Here is a 13,755-nt window from a genome sequence, read left to right as displayed (position 1 = left end):
GCTAACGGGCGAGGGAATCAGGGGGGACTATGGGTGAACTGATAAAAGCAAAATTGCAGGAAGTCAGAGCGGATGAACACCAGACTCCCGAAGGTGAGGCTGTGCCTGTGCAATTCAATCCGGAGTCACTCAAGCTACGCCTGCAGAACCAGACCGACGGCGGGCGCTCCCGCGGCCGCCAGCGGCGCCAGCACAACGGCTCCAGCTCCACCAGCCTGTCTATGGACCTGGTGTTCGACACCGCCGACGAGGGCACTGACGAAGCACCGGTTTCCGTGCGCACGAGAACCGCCATCGTCGAGAAATATGTGCTGCCCAAGGAAAACACCTCCGACGCGCCACCGCTGCTGCAATTCCAGTGGGACCAGTTGATTATCACCGGAGTTGTGGAAAGTGTGGATATCGAATTTGACCATTTTGCCGCAAACGGTGCCCCGCTGCGCGCGAAGGTCTCTCTCAGTATCAAAGAGCAGGACCCGAAATATACCTATGTAAATCCCGACGAGAGGAACTCCTCCGGTTCAGAGCCCGCGGGCACCGGTGACAACAATGCAGCGGCGCCAGGCAGCGGCACCAATGAAGACAATAAAAGCGGTGACGCCAACGAGCGTACAGATACCGCCCTCGACGGTGAAACCGCACCGGATTTTCTCGCCCGGCAGGGGCTGGACCCTTCCGCCTGGCGCGGTCTCGGTGTCGATCTCAGTGCGGGGCTGAGCCTGGAGGCGGGGATAGAAGTGGGTTTTAGTGCAAGCCTGAGTGCCAGCCTTGGGGTGGGCGTTTCCGTCGGGGTGCTGGCGAAGGCGGGCGTCTCCCTGGAGGCTTCCCTGGGCATCGGTGCCAGCGCGGTATTTTCCGCAGGAGCCGGCGTCTCGGTCGGCACCACCGGCGGAGACGTCGCGGGCAAATCCACCGGCAAGAAAATTGATGGCGACAGCGCCGGACTTGCCATCTCCGCCGCCGGCGGAATCCAGTCCGCAGTTGAAACGCTGAAAATCCGCGAGACCGCAAGTGCCGCCGGAGCTGCGCAAAGCGCTTTTGGTCTCGCAGTTTCCCCGACCGCCGGCATCCAGTCGGTGCAAATGGGGCCCGCGATATCCCGCACACCGCTTTCCCGCGCTGCGCCATCGGCAGTACCGGCGGGTGGCGTTGCGCAGTTGCCCAGGTCCCCGAAGGCCGATCCGCGCAGCACCAGCTACGGCTACGGTGTACCCCTGCGCGCCCTGTATCCCACCGCGCTGTCGCAGGAGGAGATCACAGTGTGCGGCCCGAGCGGCCGGGCTGGCGGCGGTGATGCCGGTCCGCAATTCCGCAAACAGAAAACCACTCCGCCCTGGGAGGCTCTGCCAAAAAGGGAAAGTGCGCGCTCCCTGGCGGACGGGGCAGAGTCGGACCGCCGCCGCGGTGTCTGCGGCCAGCTGCACAAACCCTGCGGTTGCCATTGAGGAGAAAGTACTGTGCCGACCTATATCGAACACGTGGTAACGGAAATAGTGCCGCAGGGCGGGAGCTCGACCAGTGGTGGTGACGAGAGCGGAGACAAGCGCTGGCGCGAGGCCGAGCAGCTGCAATCGATACTCAAGCGAATGGAGCGACAGGAGCGACGCCTGAGTGCAGGGGCTTTCGATGACTAGTGCAATGTTTATCGCCTCCCGCCCAGTTTTTACCGTCGACGACGAAGATGTGGGTGAGCTTACACGGGACCTGATGCACCTGCACTGTGAGGAGTCGGTCGATGGCCTGAAAACCCTGCGCGCACGCTTCGTGGCGGTGGGCCCGCAGTCCGGAGAGCAACAGCAAAAACTACTGTATATGGATGGTCGCATTCTCGACTTTGGCAAGGAAATCAAAGTGGCCATAGGCCCATTGGAGGGACAGCGCACGATTTTCGAAGGATTTATCAGTGCCCTGGAACTCAATTATGAAGAAGGGGAAGAGCCGGAAGTCTGCCTCTACGCTGAGGACAAACTGATGGACCTGCGCATGACCCGGCGAATGAAAACCTACGAAGAGATGAATGACGAGGATATCGCCAGTGCCGTTGCCGAAGAACACGGGCTGACTCCGGAAGTGGACGCCCCCGGTCCGACTTACGATCGAATCCAGCAGCTCAATATGAGCGACCTGGCTTTCCTGCGCGAGCGGGCGCGCCTGTTGCAGGCGGACGTGTGGACCGACGGCAGCAGCCTGTTTTTCAAGACCCGGGACAGGCGCGACGGCCTGGCCATGACCCTGGTGCGCGGCAACGACATTATCACGGCCACCGCCTGCGCCGATCTCGCCCACCAGCGCACCAGTGTGCGCATCAGCGGCTATGACGCCACCAGCCGGGAGGTGATCGATGAAGAGGCGGGCGAGGACGCGGTACGCGGCGAGATCACCAGTGGCCGCAGCGGGGTGGAGATCCTGAACAGTGCCTTCGGTGAGCGGGTGTCCCACCGGGTGCGGGAAGTGCCGCTGGAATCCGCCGAGGCGGCGGATTGGGCGCGCGCGGAAATACTGCGCCGGGCGCGGGGTTTCGTGCAGATCAGCGGCGTCACCAGCGGTCATCCGGACCTGATCGTGGGCGGTCAGTTGACCCTGGAGCGCATGGGCCCGGTATTCAGCGGCGATGGCTACTACGTCACCCAGGTGGCGCACACCTACGACCTGAGCAGCGGCCACCGTACCCAGTTCAGGGCAGAGAGAGCGGCAGTGGGGAATTACGCATGATCAACGATTTTACCCGGGACGGCGGCGAGCAGGCCTACTACGGTGTCTATCCGGCTATCGTCACCGATATTGTCGACCCGGACAGTATGGGCCGCATCGAGGTGAAATTCCCCTGGCTGGGTAGCGACGGCGACCGGGACGTGCGCGCCTGGGCAACTCTGTTGTCTCCCTATGCGGACAACGAACAGGGCATCCAGACCCTGCCGGAAAAGGACACCCAGGTGGTGGTGGCCTTCGAGGCGGGCAACCTGCGCCGCCCCTATATTGTCGGCGCCTGCTGGAATGGCCGCGAAGCGCTGCCCCAGGCGGCGGAGGAGGCCAACAATATCCGCGTGTGGAAAACCCGCTCCAACAGCGTGCTGGAATTCGACGATACCGAGGGCGCGGCAAAGATCACCCTGCAGATGGAGAGCGGGCACAAGTTGGTGCTCGACGACAGCGCCAGGACCGTCACCCTGAGTCATTCCAGCGGCCACGTGATCACCTTTACCGCCGCCGGCGTGGTGGAGATCAAGGGCAACCTGAGCGTGGACATCCAGGCGCCGATACTCAACGTCAAGGCGCCGGTGGCCAATTTCGACGGCATTATCAATTGCACCACCCTGACCGCCAAGGCCGTGGTCACCTCTCCAACCTATACGCCCGGCGTGGGGAATTTGCTATGAAAAGCAGACATCCCTGGATACTGGTTGGTCCCTGGTACCGCAGCGAATCCGTCGGCGGTCCGCCGGCCAACCGCAGCACTGCGCCTATATTGCAGAAGTATGGCGATGCGGGTTTCATGGATAAATTCACCCGTGAACCACAGCATTCACTGCGTTTTGCCTGCGAGGATTTTGTCGACCGTTTGTGTGTCGATCCCAACAAGATCATTACCCCGGAACTGCGTGAGCAGCTGGATGACAGCCTGAAGCTCTTCCAGCACGCACACAGCCGTTTCTACCTGGTGGTGTGCGAATTGCATTGCGTCGCGCCGGGCTTTCCCAGTGCGCGGCGGGAGCAGGTATGCGAAACCGGCTTTGTGGTGCGGCGCAAGGTGCCGATGGTGGGAAAGGCCCTGCAGCCGGAACTCCTAGCCAAACAGCACCGCCTGCGCCGGGTCAAGCAGCGGCTGGTAAAACTCGAAGGCAAGCACGGGAAAAAATCTGCGGTATTTTCCCAGGCTTTTGCGGAGATCGGGAACAAGCGGGTGGCGTCCCTCAAGGGCGAGCTGCAGGAAAGCATCGACGACCTGCAGACGTTTATCGTCGCCCACCATATCACCGCCCAGCGCCAGGGCTGGATTCCCAGTGAGAATGACGAAGCCATCGGCAACTGGCAGCCGGTGGAAAGCAAACCGCAAACCATTACCGAAAAGGTCTATCCGCTGTATCCACTGCAACCGGATCCACAGGACGACACCCACTCCGCTCAGGGCAAGACCCTCTGGTTCGGCCTGGTGCCCACCGCCGGCAGCGATATCGACAGCCTGGGCAATCCCCAGTTCGATGAGAGCGACCTCTATGAGATCCAGTGCTTCGTGCGCCGTAAAAAGGACTGTTGCGAGGGACGAGGGCGCAACTGTTGCCACGGAGAAGTCGTGTGGAGCCAGCCCACGCAGAATTACCGGCTGGCCGCATTTTTTGATATCGACGGCACAAGCCACAAGCCGATCAATATCAAGATGCCGGACCTATTGGCACTGAAAGACCAGGCCAATCTTGGCCCGCCGGGGCGGGGCGCCGGGGTCAAGACCATCGCGCCGGCGAATTCATCGTTGAATTTCGGCACGGACGGTATGGATATGCCCAGTATCAACGAGGAAATGCTTACCCGCCCGGGACAGCAGATCTGCTTCTTTGCCATATTGCTGTTCTTTATCGTCGCGCTGTTTCTGTTCCGCCTGTTCCTGCCCATCATCATGTTCCTGTTCCAGCTCTGGTTTTTACTCAAGCTCAAGCTGTGTATTCCCCCATCCATCGACCTGGATGTGGGCATTGCCGCGGACCTGGAGGTGCACGGCCCGGACATTGAGGCGGCGATCGATCTGGATGTCGGTGTGCTCGCGGAGATAGGCGGCGGCTTTAATAGCAAAGCGGAATTGCAAACCGCCCTGGCCAAGGGCTTGGGCGAGGAGTTGAGTTCCGCCGGCGGTAGCGAAGGCCCAGCCAACGCCTTCGCCGGAAAGCTGGAAAACAAACTGAAAAACAGCATCACTCTGAACGAACTGGCGGACTTGTATATCTCCATGAGCCGGGATTTTTCCGAAGACCCCAACCCCGAGGCACCCACAGGGCAGTTGCCGTTGCCGGAGGACGGCCTGGTCTATTTCGACAAGGTGGCCATGCCATGACTAAAGCGATTGGAATGAAACAGTTTCTCGGCAGTGGCTGGAATTTCCCCGTACTACCGTCCACCGCCGACCGCAGCCTCGTGCTGGCCAGCGGCCCGGACAAAGTCCGCCAGTCCATCTGGCTGATACTGGAGACCGAACCCGGCGAGCGCATTATGCGCCCGCAGTTCGGCTGCGGCCTGCGCCGCTACCTGATGAAACCCAACAACTCCGCCACCCGCGCGCTGATCCAGAACGACGTGATGCGCGCGCTCTCCCTGTGGGAGCCACGCATTAAGTTGCAACAGGTGAACGTGGAACCCGGCGGCGATCCATCCATGGTGCTGATACGAATCCATTATATCCATGTGCGTGATGGCAGTTCGGACAACTTGGTTTTTCCCTTTTATCTACAAGGAAGTGCCGATGTTTGATGCGTCGCCAGGGCGTTCAATGATGGGCACGCTGCGCTTTGCCCATCCTACAGACTACGGGACGACGGCTGATCGTAGGATGGGCAAAGCGCAGCGTGCCCATCAAAAACCACCCAAGGATGGGGTCTGAGTGGAAGCTGGAGAAAATAACTAATGCGCTTAAACCGCCCGGTACTGGACGACCGCAGTTACGAACAGCTCCGCAACGAGCTGGTCGCCCGTATTCCCGTGTACGCACCGGAGTGGACGGACCACAACGCCAGCGATCCGGGCATCACCCTGCTGGAACTGTTTTCGTTTCTCGGCGAAAACCTGCTCTACCGCTTCAACCAGATCCCCGAAGCCACCAAGCTGGAATTCCTGCGCTTGCTGCAGATTCCCCTGCGCCCCGCCAGTTCCGCCCGGGCCATGTTGTCCTTTACCACCAAGGAGAGCGCGGGAGTCAGGATCGAAAAGGGCTCCGTGGCCAGGGCCGGGGACATCAAATTCGAAACCCTGAATGAAGTGCGGGTGCTGCCGGTAACCGCCTTCGCAGTGGGAAAAATCGCCGAGGAGCTGCCGGAACCGGGTTCGGAGGAGGAGCAGTTTTTCGAACAGGCCTACCGCACCCGCGGCCTGGAATCCGCGGATAGCACCGCCCCCTACCGCACGAAAATTCTCTGGGAAGAGGAAGCCGGAGTCGCGGTCAATTTCGACGACGCGGTGGACGGCATGTTGTGGGTGCCGGTACTGGCGGAAAAGACGGAAGCTGTGGACAGCGTGCGCAGTGCCCTGGCCGAACACCCGGATGCGCCGCTGCTGCTGAACCTGGGATTCGTGCCGGATATCCGCATCGACCGCGAGCAGGATATTCACAACCCGGAATTCGCCCAGCGCTTCCGCTGCCCCGGCGCCGATGCCGGTAGCGACGGCCCGGCAGTGGAATGGCAGATATGGTCCGGCCTGTCCCAAGACAACGAGGCCAGATACCGTGCAGTGCGGGTGGAAGGCGATACCACTCGCGGCCTCACCCAGGAGGGGGTGGTCCGGCTGCGGCTGCCCGGGGATTTTGATGAGATCGGTATTTTTGCCGTGGACGATCCGGACGCGGTGGGGACCGGTGACCTGCCGCCGCCACTGGACGACGAGTACGGCGAGCGGGTGGTGTGTTGGCTGCGCGCCTTCCGCCACGACGGCAGCCGCTTCGGTTCGCTCATCTATCTGGGCGCCAACGCGGCGCAGGTGGAACAGACCCTGAGCGCGCGGGCGGAATTCCTCGGCACCGGTAACGGCCAGGCCAACCAGACTTACAACCTGGTCAATTCCCAGGTGGTGCCCGGCAGTGTTGTGCTGGAAGTGGAGGAGGCCAGCGGCTGGCGCGCCTGGCGGGCGGTGGACAATTTCTTCGCCAGTGGCGAGGGCGACCGCCACTTCGTGGTGGACGCCGCGGCGGGCACGGTGAAATTTGGCAACGGCCTGCAGGGTTTCGCCCCGCAGATCGGCCAGCGTATCCGCGTGACCGGCTACCGCTATGGCGGAGGCAGCGCGGGCAATGTGGCCGCCGATGCGATCGCCAAGCTGAGCCCCAGTCGCCCGGTAAAAGTTTCCAACCCGCTGCCCGCCTATGGCGGTGCCGAAGCGGAAACCGTGGCCCAGGCCCTGGACCGGATTCCCGGCGAACTGCGCCGCCGCGACCGCGCAGTGACCGCGGGAGATTTTCGCGAGCTGGCGCTGGCTGCCCCCGGCGCCAACATCGCGCGGGCAGAGTGCCTGCCCCGCTACCACCCCAGCCTGCCGGACCGGGAGTCCGCTGGCGTGGTGAGCGTGGTGGTCTGGCCCGGCAGCGACCCGGAACACCCGAATGCCCCCATGCCGGACAAAAACCAGCTGCGCAGCGTATGCCGATTCCTCGACGCCCGGCGCCTGGTGACCACCGAACTCTATGTGCTGCCCCCCAAGTATCGGCCGGTTGCGGTGGCAGTGGGCGTGGTGGTCAAACCTGGCTACGGCGTGGACGCGGTGCGCCACTGGGTGGAACTGGTGATCCGCCAGTTCCTCGCGCCCCTGCCGCCCTATGGTCCCAGCGGCCAGGGTTGGCCCCTGGGCCGCCGGGTGCACGGCCCGGAACTGGAAGCCGCGGCGCACCAGGTGGAGGGGGTGGAATACCTGGAAGACTTGCAACTGGTGGGCTGGGATGCCGCCGGTAACCTGTTGCGCAACACCGTGGTACTGGCGAAAAACGAAGTGCCGGAACTGATCGGAATCACCGTGGAATCCGGGCCCATTACCGTGGACCCGGGCAGCGCCATAGAACCGCCGCAGCCGGGCCCGCCGCCGGTACCGGTACCTGTACTGCTGGAGGAGTGCTGACCGTGGCTGCGCTCTCGCCTTTCGCCACCCTGCACAGCCTCGACCAGTGGCGGCGGGCGGCGCACGAGAATACGGCGCTGGAGGCCAGTGGGGATGAGTTCGGCGTTGTGCAGCTCGCCTGGCTGCCGGAGGATCGTTTCGACCTGGATTCCGACGAGGCGATTGTCGCGGAACCGGCGGGCATGGTCTTCGACCCCTGGTGCCGCCTCTATCGGGCGCGCCCGGAACTTGGGCAGGTGGAAAAAATCCTCTGGGCAGCAGAGGGTACAGCTGCGCAGCCGCGGCCGTTGTTCGAAGACTTGCCAGAATCCCTCGGAGACTTCGCCCCGGCGGAAGGGGAAACCGGCCCGCTCGGCGAACCTGTGGACCTGGCGGTGGACCGTCGCGGCCGCCTGTTTATCGCCGAGCGCAGCGACCGCCGCCTGACAGTGTTCGACCTGGTGGAGAACAAACTGCTGCGCCGGGTGAATTTCACCCGGGCGCCGGTGGCGCTCGCCGGAGACGGCGAGCGGGTATGGGTGTTGCTGAGAGACGGGGAGGGCGCCGCCCTGGCGGTGCTGGACGCGCGCGGCCAGCCCCGTGCCATCGAGCTGCCGCCCTCGGTAACGGACCCCACCGATCTGGCCATCGGCGAGGAGATCTACCTGCTGGATCGGGGGGGCAGTGAAGATGCGCGGATCGTGCCGCTTGCCGCCCCCGCGGACGCCTTCGACGTGCCCTGGGCCTCGGCCCTGGTCCGCCTGGCAGCCCCTCTCGGCAGTGGCGATATTCTGGTGGCGGCCCGCCGCCCCGGCGAGGACTTTTTACGCTTCAGTATCGAGGCCGGCGCCCAGTCGGAAATGCCCCACCTGAAGGTGCGCCACTACGATGGCCGCGGCCTGGTGGTGACTCCGGAAGGTGACGTGGCTTACTGGTCTCCTAGCGGATTGCGGCGCGCCACCCTGGCGCGGGTGCGCTACGAAAACCGCGGGCTGGTCACCAGCTTCCAACTGGACAGCGGCGATTTCCAGACCCAGTGGGGGCGGCTGTTTATCGACGCCTGCCTGCCCCGCGGCACCCGCGTCACCGCCCGTTGCCTGGTGCTGGACGAGATCCCGGAAACCGTCGAACCCCTGGAGCGCACCCCGCCGGACAATGTGATCGGCATGACCATCCCGCGCCCGGACCTGTCGCCCCCCATGCCACCGGAGCTGTTGCTGGACAATTTACCGGGCGCGCAGGATTTCTATCGCCGTCCCGCCGGCAACGAACTGCCCTGGGCCGGCTGCGATGACGAGGATTCCTTCCAGACCTACGAGGCCCCGATTATCGCCCCGCCCGGGCGCTATTTATGGGTGCAACTGGAACTCAGCGGCACCGCGCGCAAGACCCCCAGAATCCGGCGTCTGCGCGCCGAGTACCCCAGCCACGACCTGCTGCGCCGCCTGCCGCAGGTGTACTCGCGGGAATGGGCGGAGGCGGATTTCCTGCGCCGCTACCTGGCGATGCCCGAAGGAATGCTGCGGGACCTGGACCTGAAGGCCAGCTACCGCCAGCTGCTGCTGGACCCCCACGCCACCCCGGCGGAACTGCTGCCCTGGCTGGCGAGTTTTATGGGACTGGTGCTGGACCACCGCTGGCCCGAGGCGGCCAAGCGGGAGCTGGTGGCCAACTGCACTTGGCTGTTCCGCTATCGCGGCACGGTGATGGGCCTGCGGCGCTTTGTGGAAATCTACCTGGGCACCGGCGTCACCATTATCGAACACTTCAAGATGCGCGGCCTCGGCGGGGTGCTGCTCGACCGCGACGCCCTCGCCTCCAACTCGGTGGTGGGCGCCGGCTTCCGTATCGGCGGAAAACTGGGTGTCGACGAGCTGGAATCCGTCAACGAAGTGTCGATCGAGGACGCCATAGAGCTGCACGCCCACCGCTTCAGCCTGATCGTCGCCGTCCCCCTGGAGGGGGAAAAAATGGATGTGGTGCGCCACCTGCTGGAAACCCACCGCCCGGCGCACACCCTCTACGACATCTGCACCCTGGAAAGCGGCATGCGCGTGGGCCGCGGCCTCTACGCGGGGCTGACTTCCGTTGTCGGCAGTGCATCGGGCTTCGGCCAGTTGCAGCTGGGCGCCTCTTTACTGGGGCGCAGCGACACCATCGGGCGCGCCGGGCCGGGTACCAGTGTCGGCGGCAGCCGCCTGGGCCGCGATTCGCAGGTGGGCTGAAATCATGGAAACCACCATCAAACAATTGTCGCGCCGCTACCACCTGCAACCGGATCAACGGGATTTGCAGCGGGAGCTGGACGACACAGTGGCGCAGGCTTTTGGCGAAGGCCTGGACCTCGCCCTGGCGCGGCTTGGCATCGACAGCCGGGAAGAGATCTGCCTGCGCCTGGTGCGGGTGCCACTGGCTTTCGACCCGGATCAATCCCGACAGCGCAACGCCGAACTCTGGAGCCGGCACATCGCCGAGGCGATAGGCGTGGCGCTGGCCGGCCGCAGCGGCGAGGCCGGAAATATCGTTCGCTATCCGTCCCGCCTGCACGGCCTGCTCGACTTCGCCCTGGAGGTGAGCGCCGGTCGCACCGGTCGGGCCTGGGCCTGGAACCAGCTGGGCTGGTGCAGCCTGCCGGACGACCCCGCGCCGGCGGAGGCGCGGCGGCAGCTGGCAAACGCCCTGTGCCGGGAGCCGGCGCTGCTGCTGCCGCTGTTTGTACGCCTTGCGGAGGCCGGCAGGCTGCGCCCACTGCTGCGCGAATTGCCGCAGGCGGACTGCCGCGCGCTGTTGCAGGGAATTTTGATCACTGCCGGTGTGGAGCCGCGCTGGCTGAACAGCGAAGCGCCTGAAATTCCCTCGACGGAAAGAGGTGTTGTTGGCGGGGAGATTCCGGCACCGGTTGCCCTCGGCAATTCCGTTATTGCCCGCCACCTGACGGAGAGCCCCCGCGCATTGCCCCATCACAGCGCTATACCCCGGCGGCAATGGTTGCTGTTGGGCCTGATTGAACTGGAGCCCGCCTTGTCTTCCCGCACTCCCGGCGCCATCGCCGCACAGCTGGCAGCGGCGGAGGTGCAATGGCGACGGCTGACCGGAGAGGGCAGCGAAGAGCTTTCGAGTGCGCCGCGTTTGCAAAAAACGCACGATGAATCTCTTGAGGAAGTGCGAGGGGAAAACATTTCCTCCGCGGAACAACAGGAAAGTACTTTTTCCAATACCGGCGATTTGCACAGAGGCCTCGGCGAAATTGGGGATTTCCATTCTGATAAAGCTGCGCGGGAGCGAAGCGCCACAGGGCGCCGAAAAATCATTGCACCGGGAGCGGAGAGCAGTGAAATAACCCCGCTGCGGGAGATCGAAGTAACAGAAGAGGCCAGCGTCGATCCCCGGCTTGAACCGGCGACATTCCACAGCGAATGGGCCGGTCTCTTCTACCTTCTGCCGATGCTCGACAGAATTCTGGCGGAGGAGGGCATTGCCTTTGCGCTGGCTGGGGACGACGAGTTCTCCCGGCGTTCCCTGGGCTGGGTTTTCTTCCAGTTTTTCCGCCGCGCCTTTGAATGTGCGGATTGTGAAGACTTTCCCGCCGGGGACCCTGCGCTGCGCCTGCTGTGCAACCTCCCCGCAGACGAGGAGATGCCGGATTTCGAAGACCCGGAAGACCGCGAAGTAGAAATACTGGATACCCAGGTACGGCGACTGTTCTCCGCCTTGGAAGAATCGCTGCCGCAACCGGAACTATCCCCGGGTGGACGGTGGCGCTGGCTCTGCCAGCGGGGAGCCAGGTTGCAACTGGACCCCGCCTGGGCGGAGGTGATTTTTCCACTGCAGGGGCTGGATACGGAAGTGCGGCGCGCGGGGCTGGACCTGGACCAGGGTTATGTCCGCTGGCTCGGCAAAGTGGTGAAAATCCGCTATGAATAATCCACTTGCCAATTCGCCATCCAATACCCAGCCGGATGCCGGAGCCCCGGAAAAACTTCCCATGCTAAAACGGGAACTGGCGATTATGGCCGGCCGCTTCGCCCAGCTGTTGCGCCGGCGTTTTGCCGACGACGTCTCTCCCGTTTCCGTATCCCTGAATTTTCTCGAATACCGCTATCGCGAAGCCTGCGGCGATACCCCCCTGAGCGACTGGCAGGGCGATTGCCGCGTGCGCATCGCCACCGATCCGCAGAGTCGCTTAAACCTGCTGGTGCAGCGCTTGCACCTGGAATTGCTTCAGGTGGAAATGCTGCTGGTGGCGGGGCTGGCGGAGGAGCACGAGGGCTATGCGGATATTTTCCGCAGCCTGCACCCCGGCGGTCTGCCGCGGCCGACCCTGGGCCTGGTGGCACAACTGCTGTGCCCGCAGGGCCAACAGCGCGTACGGCTGCGGGAATTGATTGAATCCACCGCGGGCAATCGCTTTCCGTTGTTTACCGGCGATGCCGGGCAACCTTTCTTTACCCGCAGTCTGGGCTTGCAGGAGGGAATCTGGCCGCATCTGCTGGGCATCGAGGTGTGGCCGGAAAAACTGTCGATTTTTTTCCCCGAGCCGGTCGACGCGGGCCTCGCCGCCTGGCTGGCGGAAGCGGAAGTGCGCCGCGCCGGGCAGCAACTGCGCGGGGGCCGGCCAATCACCCTGCTGGTGAGCGGCGAGGTGGTTGAGTCCGCCGTCAACCGCGCCGCGGTACTCTGCGAACACCTGGGGTTGGGTTGTTGTGCCGTGCGCGTCGATGGAGAGTTGCAGGGGGAAAACCTGCGGCTGTTGCAGGCGCATTGCCTGATGCGCGGCCTGGTGCCATTGCTGGTGCTGCCCGTAGGCAGTGGGGATATCCCCGCTCTGGATTTCTGCGACTACCCGGCGCCACTGATTGTCTGCGCTGACGGCGACAGCAATACCACTGCGATGATGGGGCGGCGTCCGTTACAGTGCCTGGCGATAAAAACCCCGGGGGTATCCAGCCTGCGCGCCATGTGGCGGCAGCTGCTGCCGGAAATGGCGGAGCAGGCAGAGCATCTGGCCGCGCGCTACCCCTTCGAGCCGGCGCAGGCGAAGCTGGTGTGTGCCGATCTGCGCAGCGGCGGCCAGCTGCGCGCGGAATCCTCTATGGCGGAGTTGGCGGCAGCGGTGCGCGCCCGCTCCGCCGGTTCCCTTGCCGCGGGCATCCAGTTGATTCACGCCGACGCGGACTGGTCGCAACTGGTGCTGCCCGAAGAGCAGCTCCGCCAGTTACAGGACGCCGCCAGCCGCCTGTTCCTTCAGTCCCGGGTGCTGGACGACTGGCAGTTCCTGCGCGGCCGCCGCGGCGCCCGCGGTGTGCGCATGTTGTTTTCCGGCCCGCCGGGTACCGGCAAGACACTGTCCGCCGAAGTGATGGCCGGGGCCATGGGAGTGGACCTGCTGCAGGTGGATCTGTCCCGGGTGGTTTCCAAGTGGATCGGCGAGACGGAAAAAAATCTCGCCCAGGTTTTTGCCACTGCGGAAAACTCCCGCGCAGTGCTGTTTTTCGACGAGGCGGACGTTCTGTTCGGCAAGCGCACCGAAGTTTCCGACGCCCACGACCGCTACGCCAACCTGGAGACCGCCTACCTGCTCTCGCGCCTGGAGTGCTACGACGGCTTGGCGATACTGGCCACCAACTACCGGCAGAACATAGATACCGCTTTCAGCCGCAGGCTGGAATTTATTATCGAATTCGAGGAACCCGGTTACCGCGAGCGCCTGCGCTTGTGGCAGTGCCATATTCCTGAAGGGGCGCCGTTGGCGGAGGACGTGAGTTTTTCCGAATTGGCCTCGCAGTTTCCCATCGTCGGTGGCCATATCCGCAACGCCGCGGTCTCCGCCGCCTTTTTCGCCGCACGGGAAGAGAGTCCGATCACCCGACAGCATTTTTTTGATGCCATCCGGCGCGAGTACGAAAAATCCGGCAAGGCCTATCGGGAAATATCAAAAAGATGAAAATTTTTGGGGGAAGTTTGGCAAGA

General features: G+C 63.7%; 10 protein-coding genes. All 10 read left to right on the top strand.

Annotated elements, in window-relative coordinates:
- The first annotated feature begins 29 nt into the window (after positions 1 to 29).
- The 10 genes from PP263_RS07245 to PP263_RS07200 all read left to right on the top strand — a co-directional run bounded on the left by PP263_RS07245 (position 30) and on the right by PP263_RS07200 (position 13,729).
- A complete protein-coding gene (locus PP263_RS07245; protein ID WP_308367713.1) occupies positions 30 to 1,445 on the top strand; it encodes a hypothetical protein in 1,416 nt (471 codons plus the stop codon).
- A 12-nt stretch (positions 1,446 to 1,457) separates the two neighbouring features.
- On the top strand, positions 1,458 to 1,634 hold the full coding sequence (locus PP263_RS07240; protein ID WP_308367711.1) for a hypothetical protein: 177 nt from the start codon (positions 1,458 to 1,460) through the stop codon (positions 1,632 to 1,634).
- Entirely contained in the window at positions 1,627 to 2,712 is a 1,086-nt protein-coding gene (locus tag PP263_RS07235; RefSeq protein ID WP_308367710.1) for a contractile injection system protein, VgrG/Pvc8 family, read from the top strand. Before PP263_RS07240 ends, PP263_RS07235 begins: the two co-directional genes overlap by 8 nt.
- Positions 2,709 to 3,377 carry a phage baseplate assembly protein V gene (locus tag PP263_RS07230; protein WP_308367708.1) on the top strand — a complete coding sequence of 223 codons (669 nt, stop codon included), beginning with the start codon at positions 2,709 to 2,711 and terminating at the stop codon, positions 3,375 to 3,377. The genes PP263_RS07235 and PP263_RS07230 overlap by 4 nt, the downstream gene beginning before the upstream one ends.
- Positions 3,374 to 5,044 (top strand): hypothetical protein, encoded by a 1,671-nt coding sequence (locus tag PP263_RS07225; protein ID WP_308367707.1) that lies wholly within the window; start codon positions 3,374 to 3,376, stop codon positions 5,042 to 5,044. The genes PP263_RS07230 and PP263_RS07225 overlap by 4 nt, the downstream gene beginning before the upstream one ends.
- Complete coding sequence (locus PP263_RS07220) at positions 5,041 to 5,457, top strand: GPW/gp25 family protein (RefSeq protein WP_308367706.1); 417 nt, start codon at positions 5,041 to 5,043, stop codon at positions 5,455 to 5,457. The genes PP263_RS07225 and PP263_RS07220 overlap by 4 nt, the downstream gene beginning before the upstream one ends.
- A 153-nt stretch (positions 5,458 to 5,610) precedes the next feature.
- Positions 5,611 to 7,806 carry a putative baseplate assembly protein gene (locus tag PP263_RS07215; RefSeq protein WP_308367705.1) on the top strand — a complete coding sequence of 732 codons (2,196 nt, stop codon included), beginning with the start codon at positions 5,611 to 5,613 and terminating at the stop codon, positions 7,804 to 7,806.
- 2 nt (positions 7,807 to 7,808) lie between these two features.
- The gene (locus PP263_RS07210) at positions 7,809 to 10,010 is read left to right on the top strand and encodes a phage tail protein I (RefSeq protein WP_308367704.1); all 2,202 of its coding nucleotides are present in this window, start codon (positions 7,809 to 7,811) and stop codon (positions 10,008 to 10,010) included.
- 4 nt (positions 10,011 to 10,014) lie between these two features.
- Positions 10,015 to 11,709, top strand: a complete 1,695-nt coding sequence (locus tag PP263_RS07205; protein WP_308367702.1) for a hypothetical protein — start codon at positions 10,015 to 10,017, stop codon at positions 11,707 to 11,709.
- Positions 11,702 to 13,729: an AAA family ATPase gene (locus PP263_RS07200; protein ID WP_308367701.1), complete on the top strand. Its 2,028-nt coding sequence runs from the start codon at positions 11,702 to 11,704 to the stop codon at positions 13,727 to 13,729. The genes PP263_RS07205 and PP263_RS07200 overlap by 8 nt, the downstream gene beginning before the upstream one ends.
- Positions 13,730 to 13,755: the final 26 nt, after the last annotated feature.

Source organism: Microbulbifer sp. TB1203 (assembly GCF_030997045.1).
GTDB lineage: Bacteria > Pseudomonadota > Gammaproteobacteria > Pseudomonadales > Cellvibrionaceae > Microbulbifer.
The sequence above is the reverse complement of the archived record's forward strand: the minus strand, read 5'-3'. Positions and strand labels throughout refer to the sequence as shown.

Coding starts and splice junctions, on each gene's coding strand:
- PP263_RS07245 (WP_308367713.1), top strand. CDS start 30: ATGGGTGAACTGATAAAAGCAAAATTGCAGGAAGTCAGAGCGGATGAA.
- PP263_RS07235 (WP_308367710.1), top strand. CDS start 1,627: ATGACTAGTGCAATGTTTATCGCCTCCCGCCCAGTTTTTACCGTCGAC.
- PP263_RS07230 (WP_308367708.1), top strand. CDS start 2,709: ATGATCAACGATTTTACCCGGGACGGCGGCGAGCAGGCCTACTACGGT.
- PP263_RS07225 (WP_308367707.1), top strand. CDS start 3,374: ATGAAAAGCAGACATCCCTGGATACTGGTTGGTCCCTGGTACCGCAGC.
- PP263_RS07220 (WP_308367706.1), top strand. CDS start 5,041: ATGACTAAAGCGATTGGAATGAAACAGTTTCTCGGCAGTGGCTGGAAT.
- PP263_RS07215 (WP_308367705.1), top strand. CDS start 5,611: ATGCGCTTAAACCGCCCGGTACTGGACGACCGCAGTTACGAACAGCTC.
- PP263_RS07205 (WP_308367702.1), top strand. CDS start 10,015: ATGGAAACCACCATCAAACAATTGTCGCGCCGCTACCACCTGCAACCG.
- PP263_RS07200 (WP_308367701.1), top strand. CDS start 11,702: ATGAATAATCCACTTGCCAATTCGCCATCCAATACCCAGCCGGATGCC.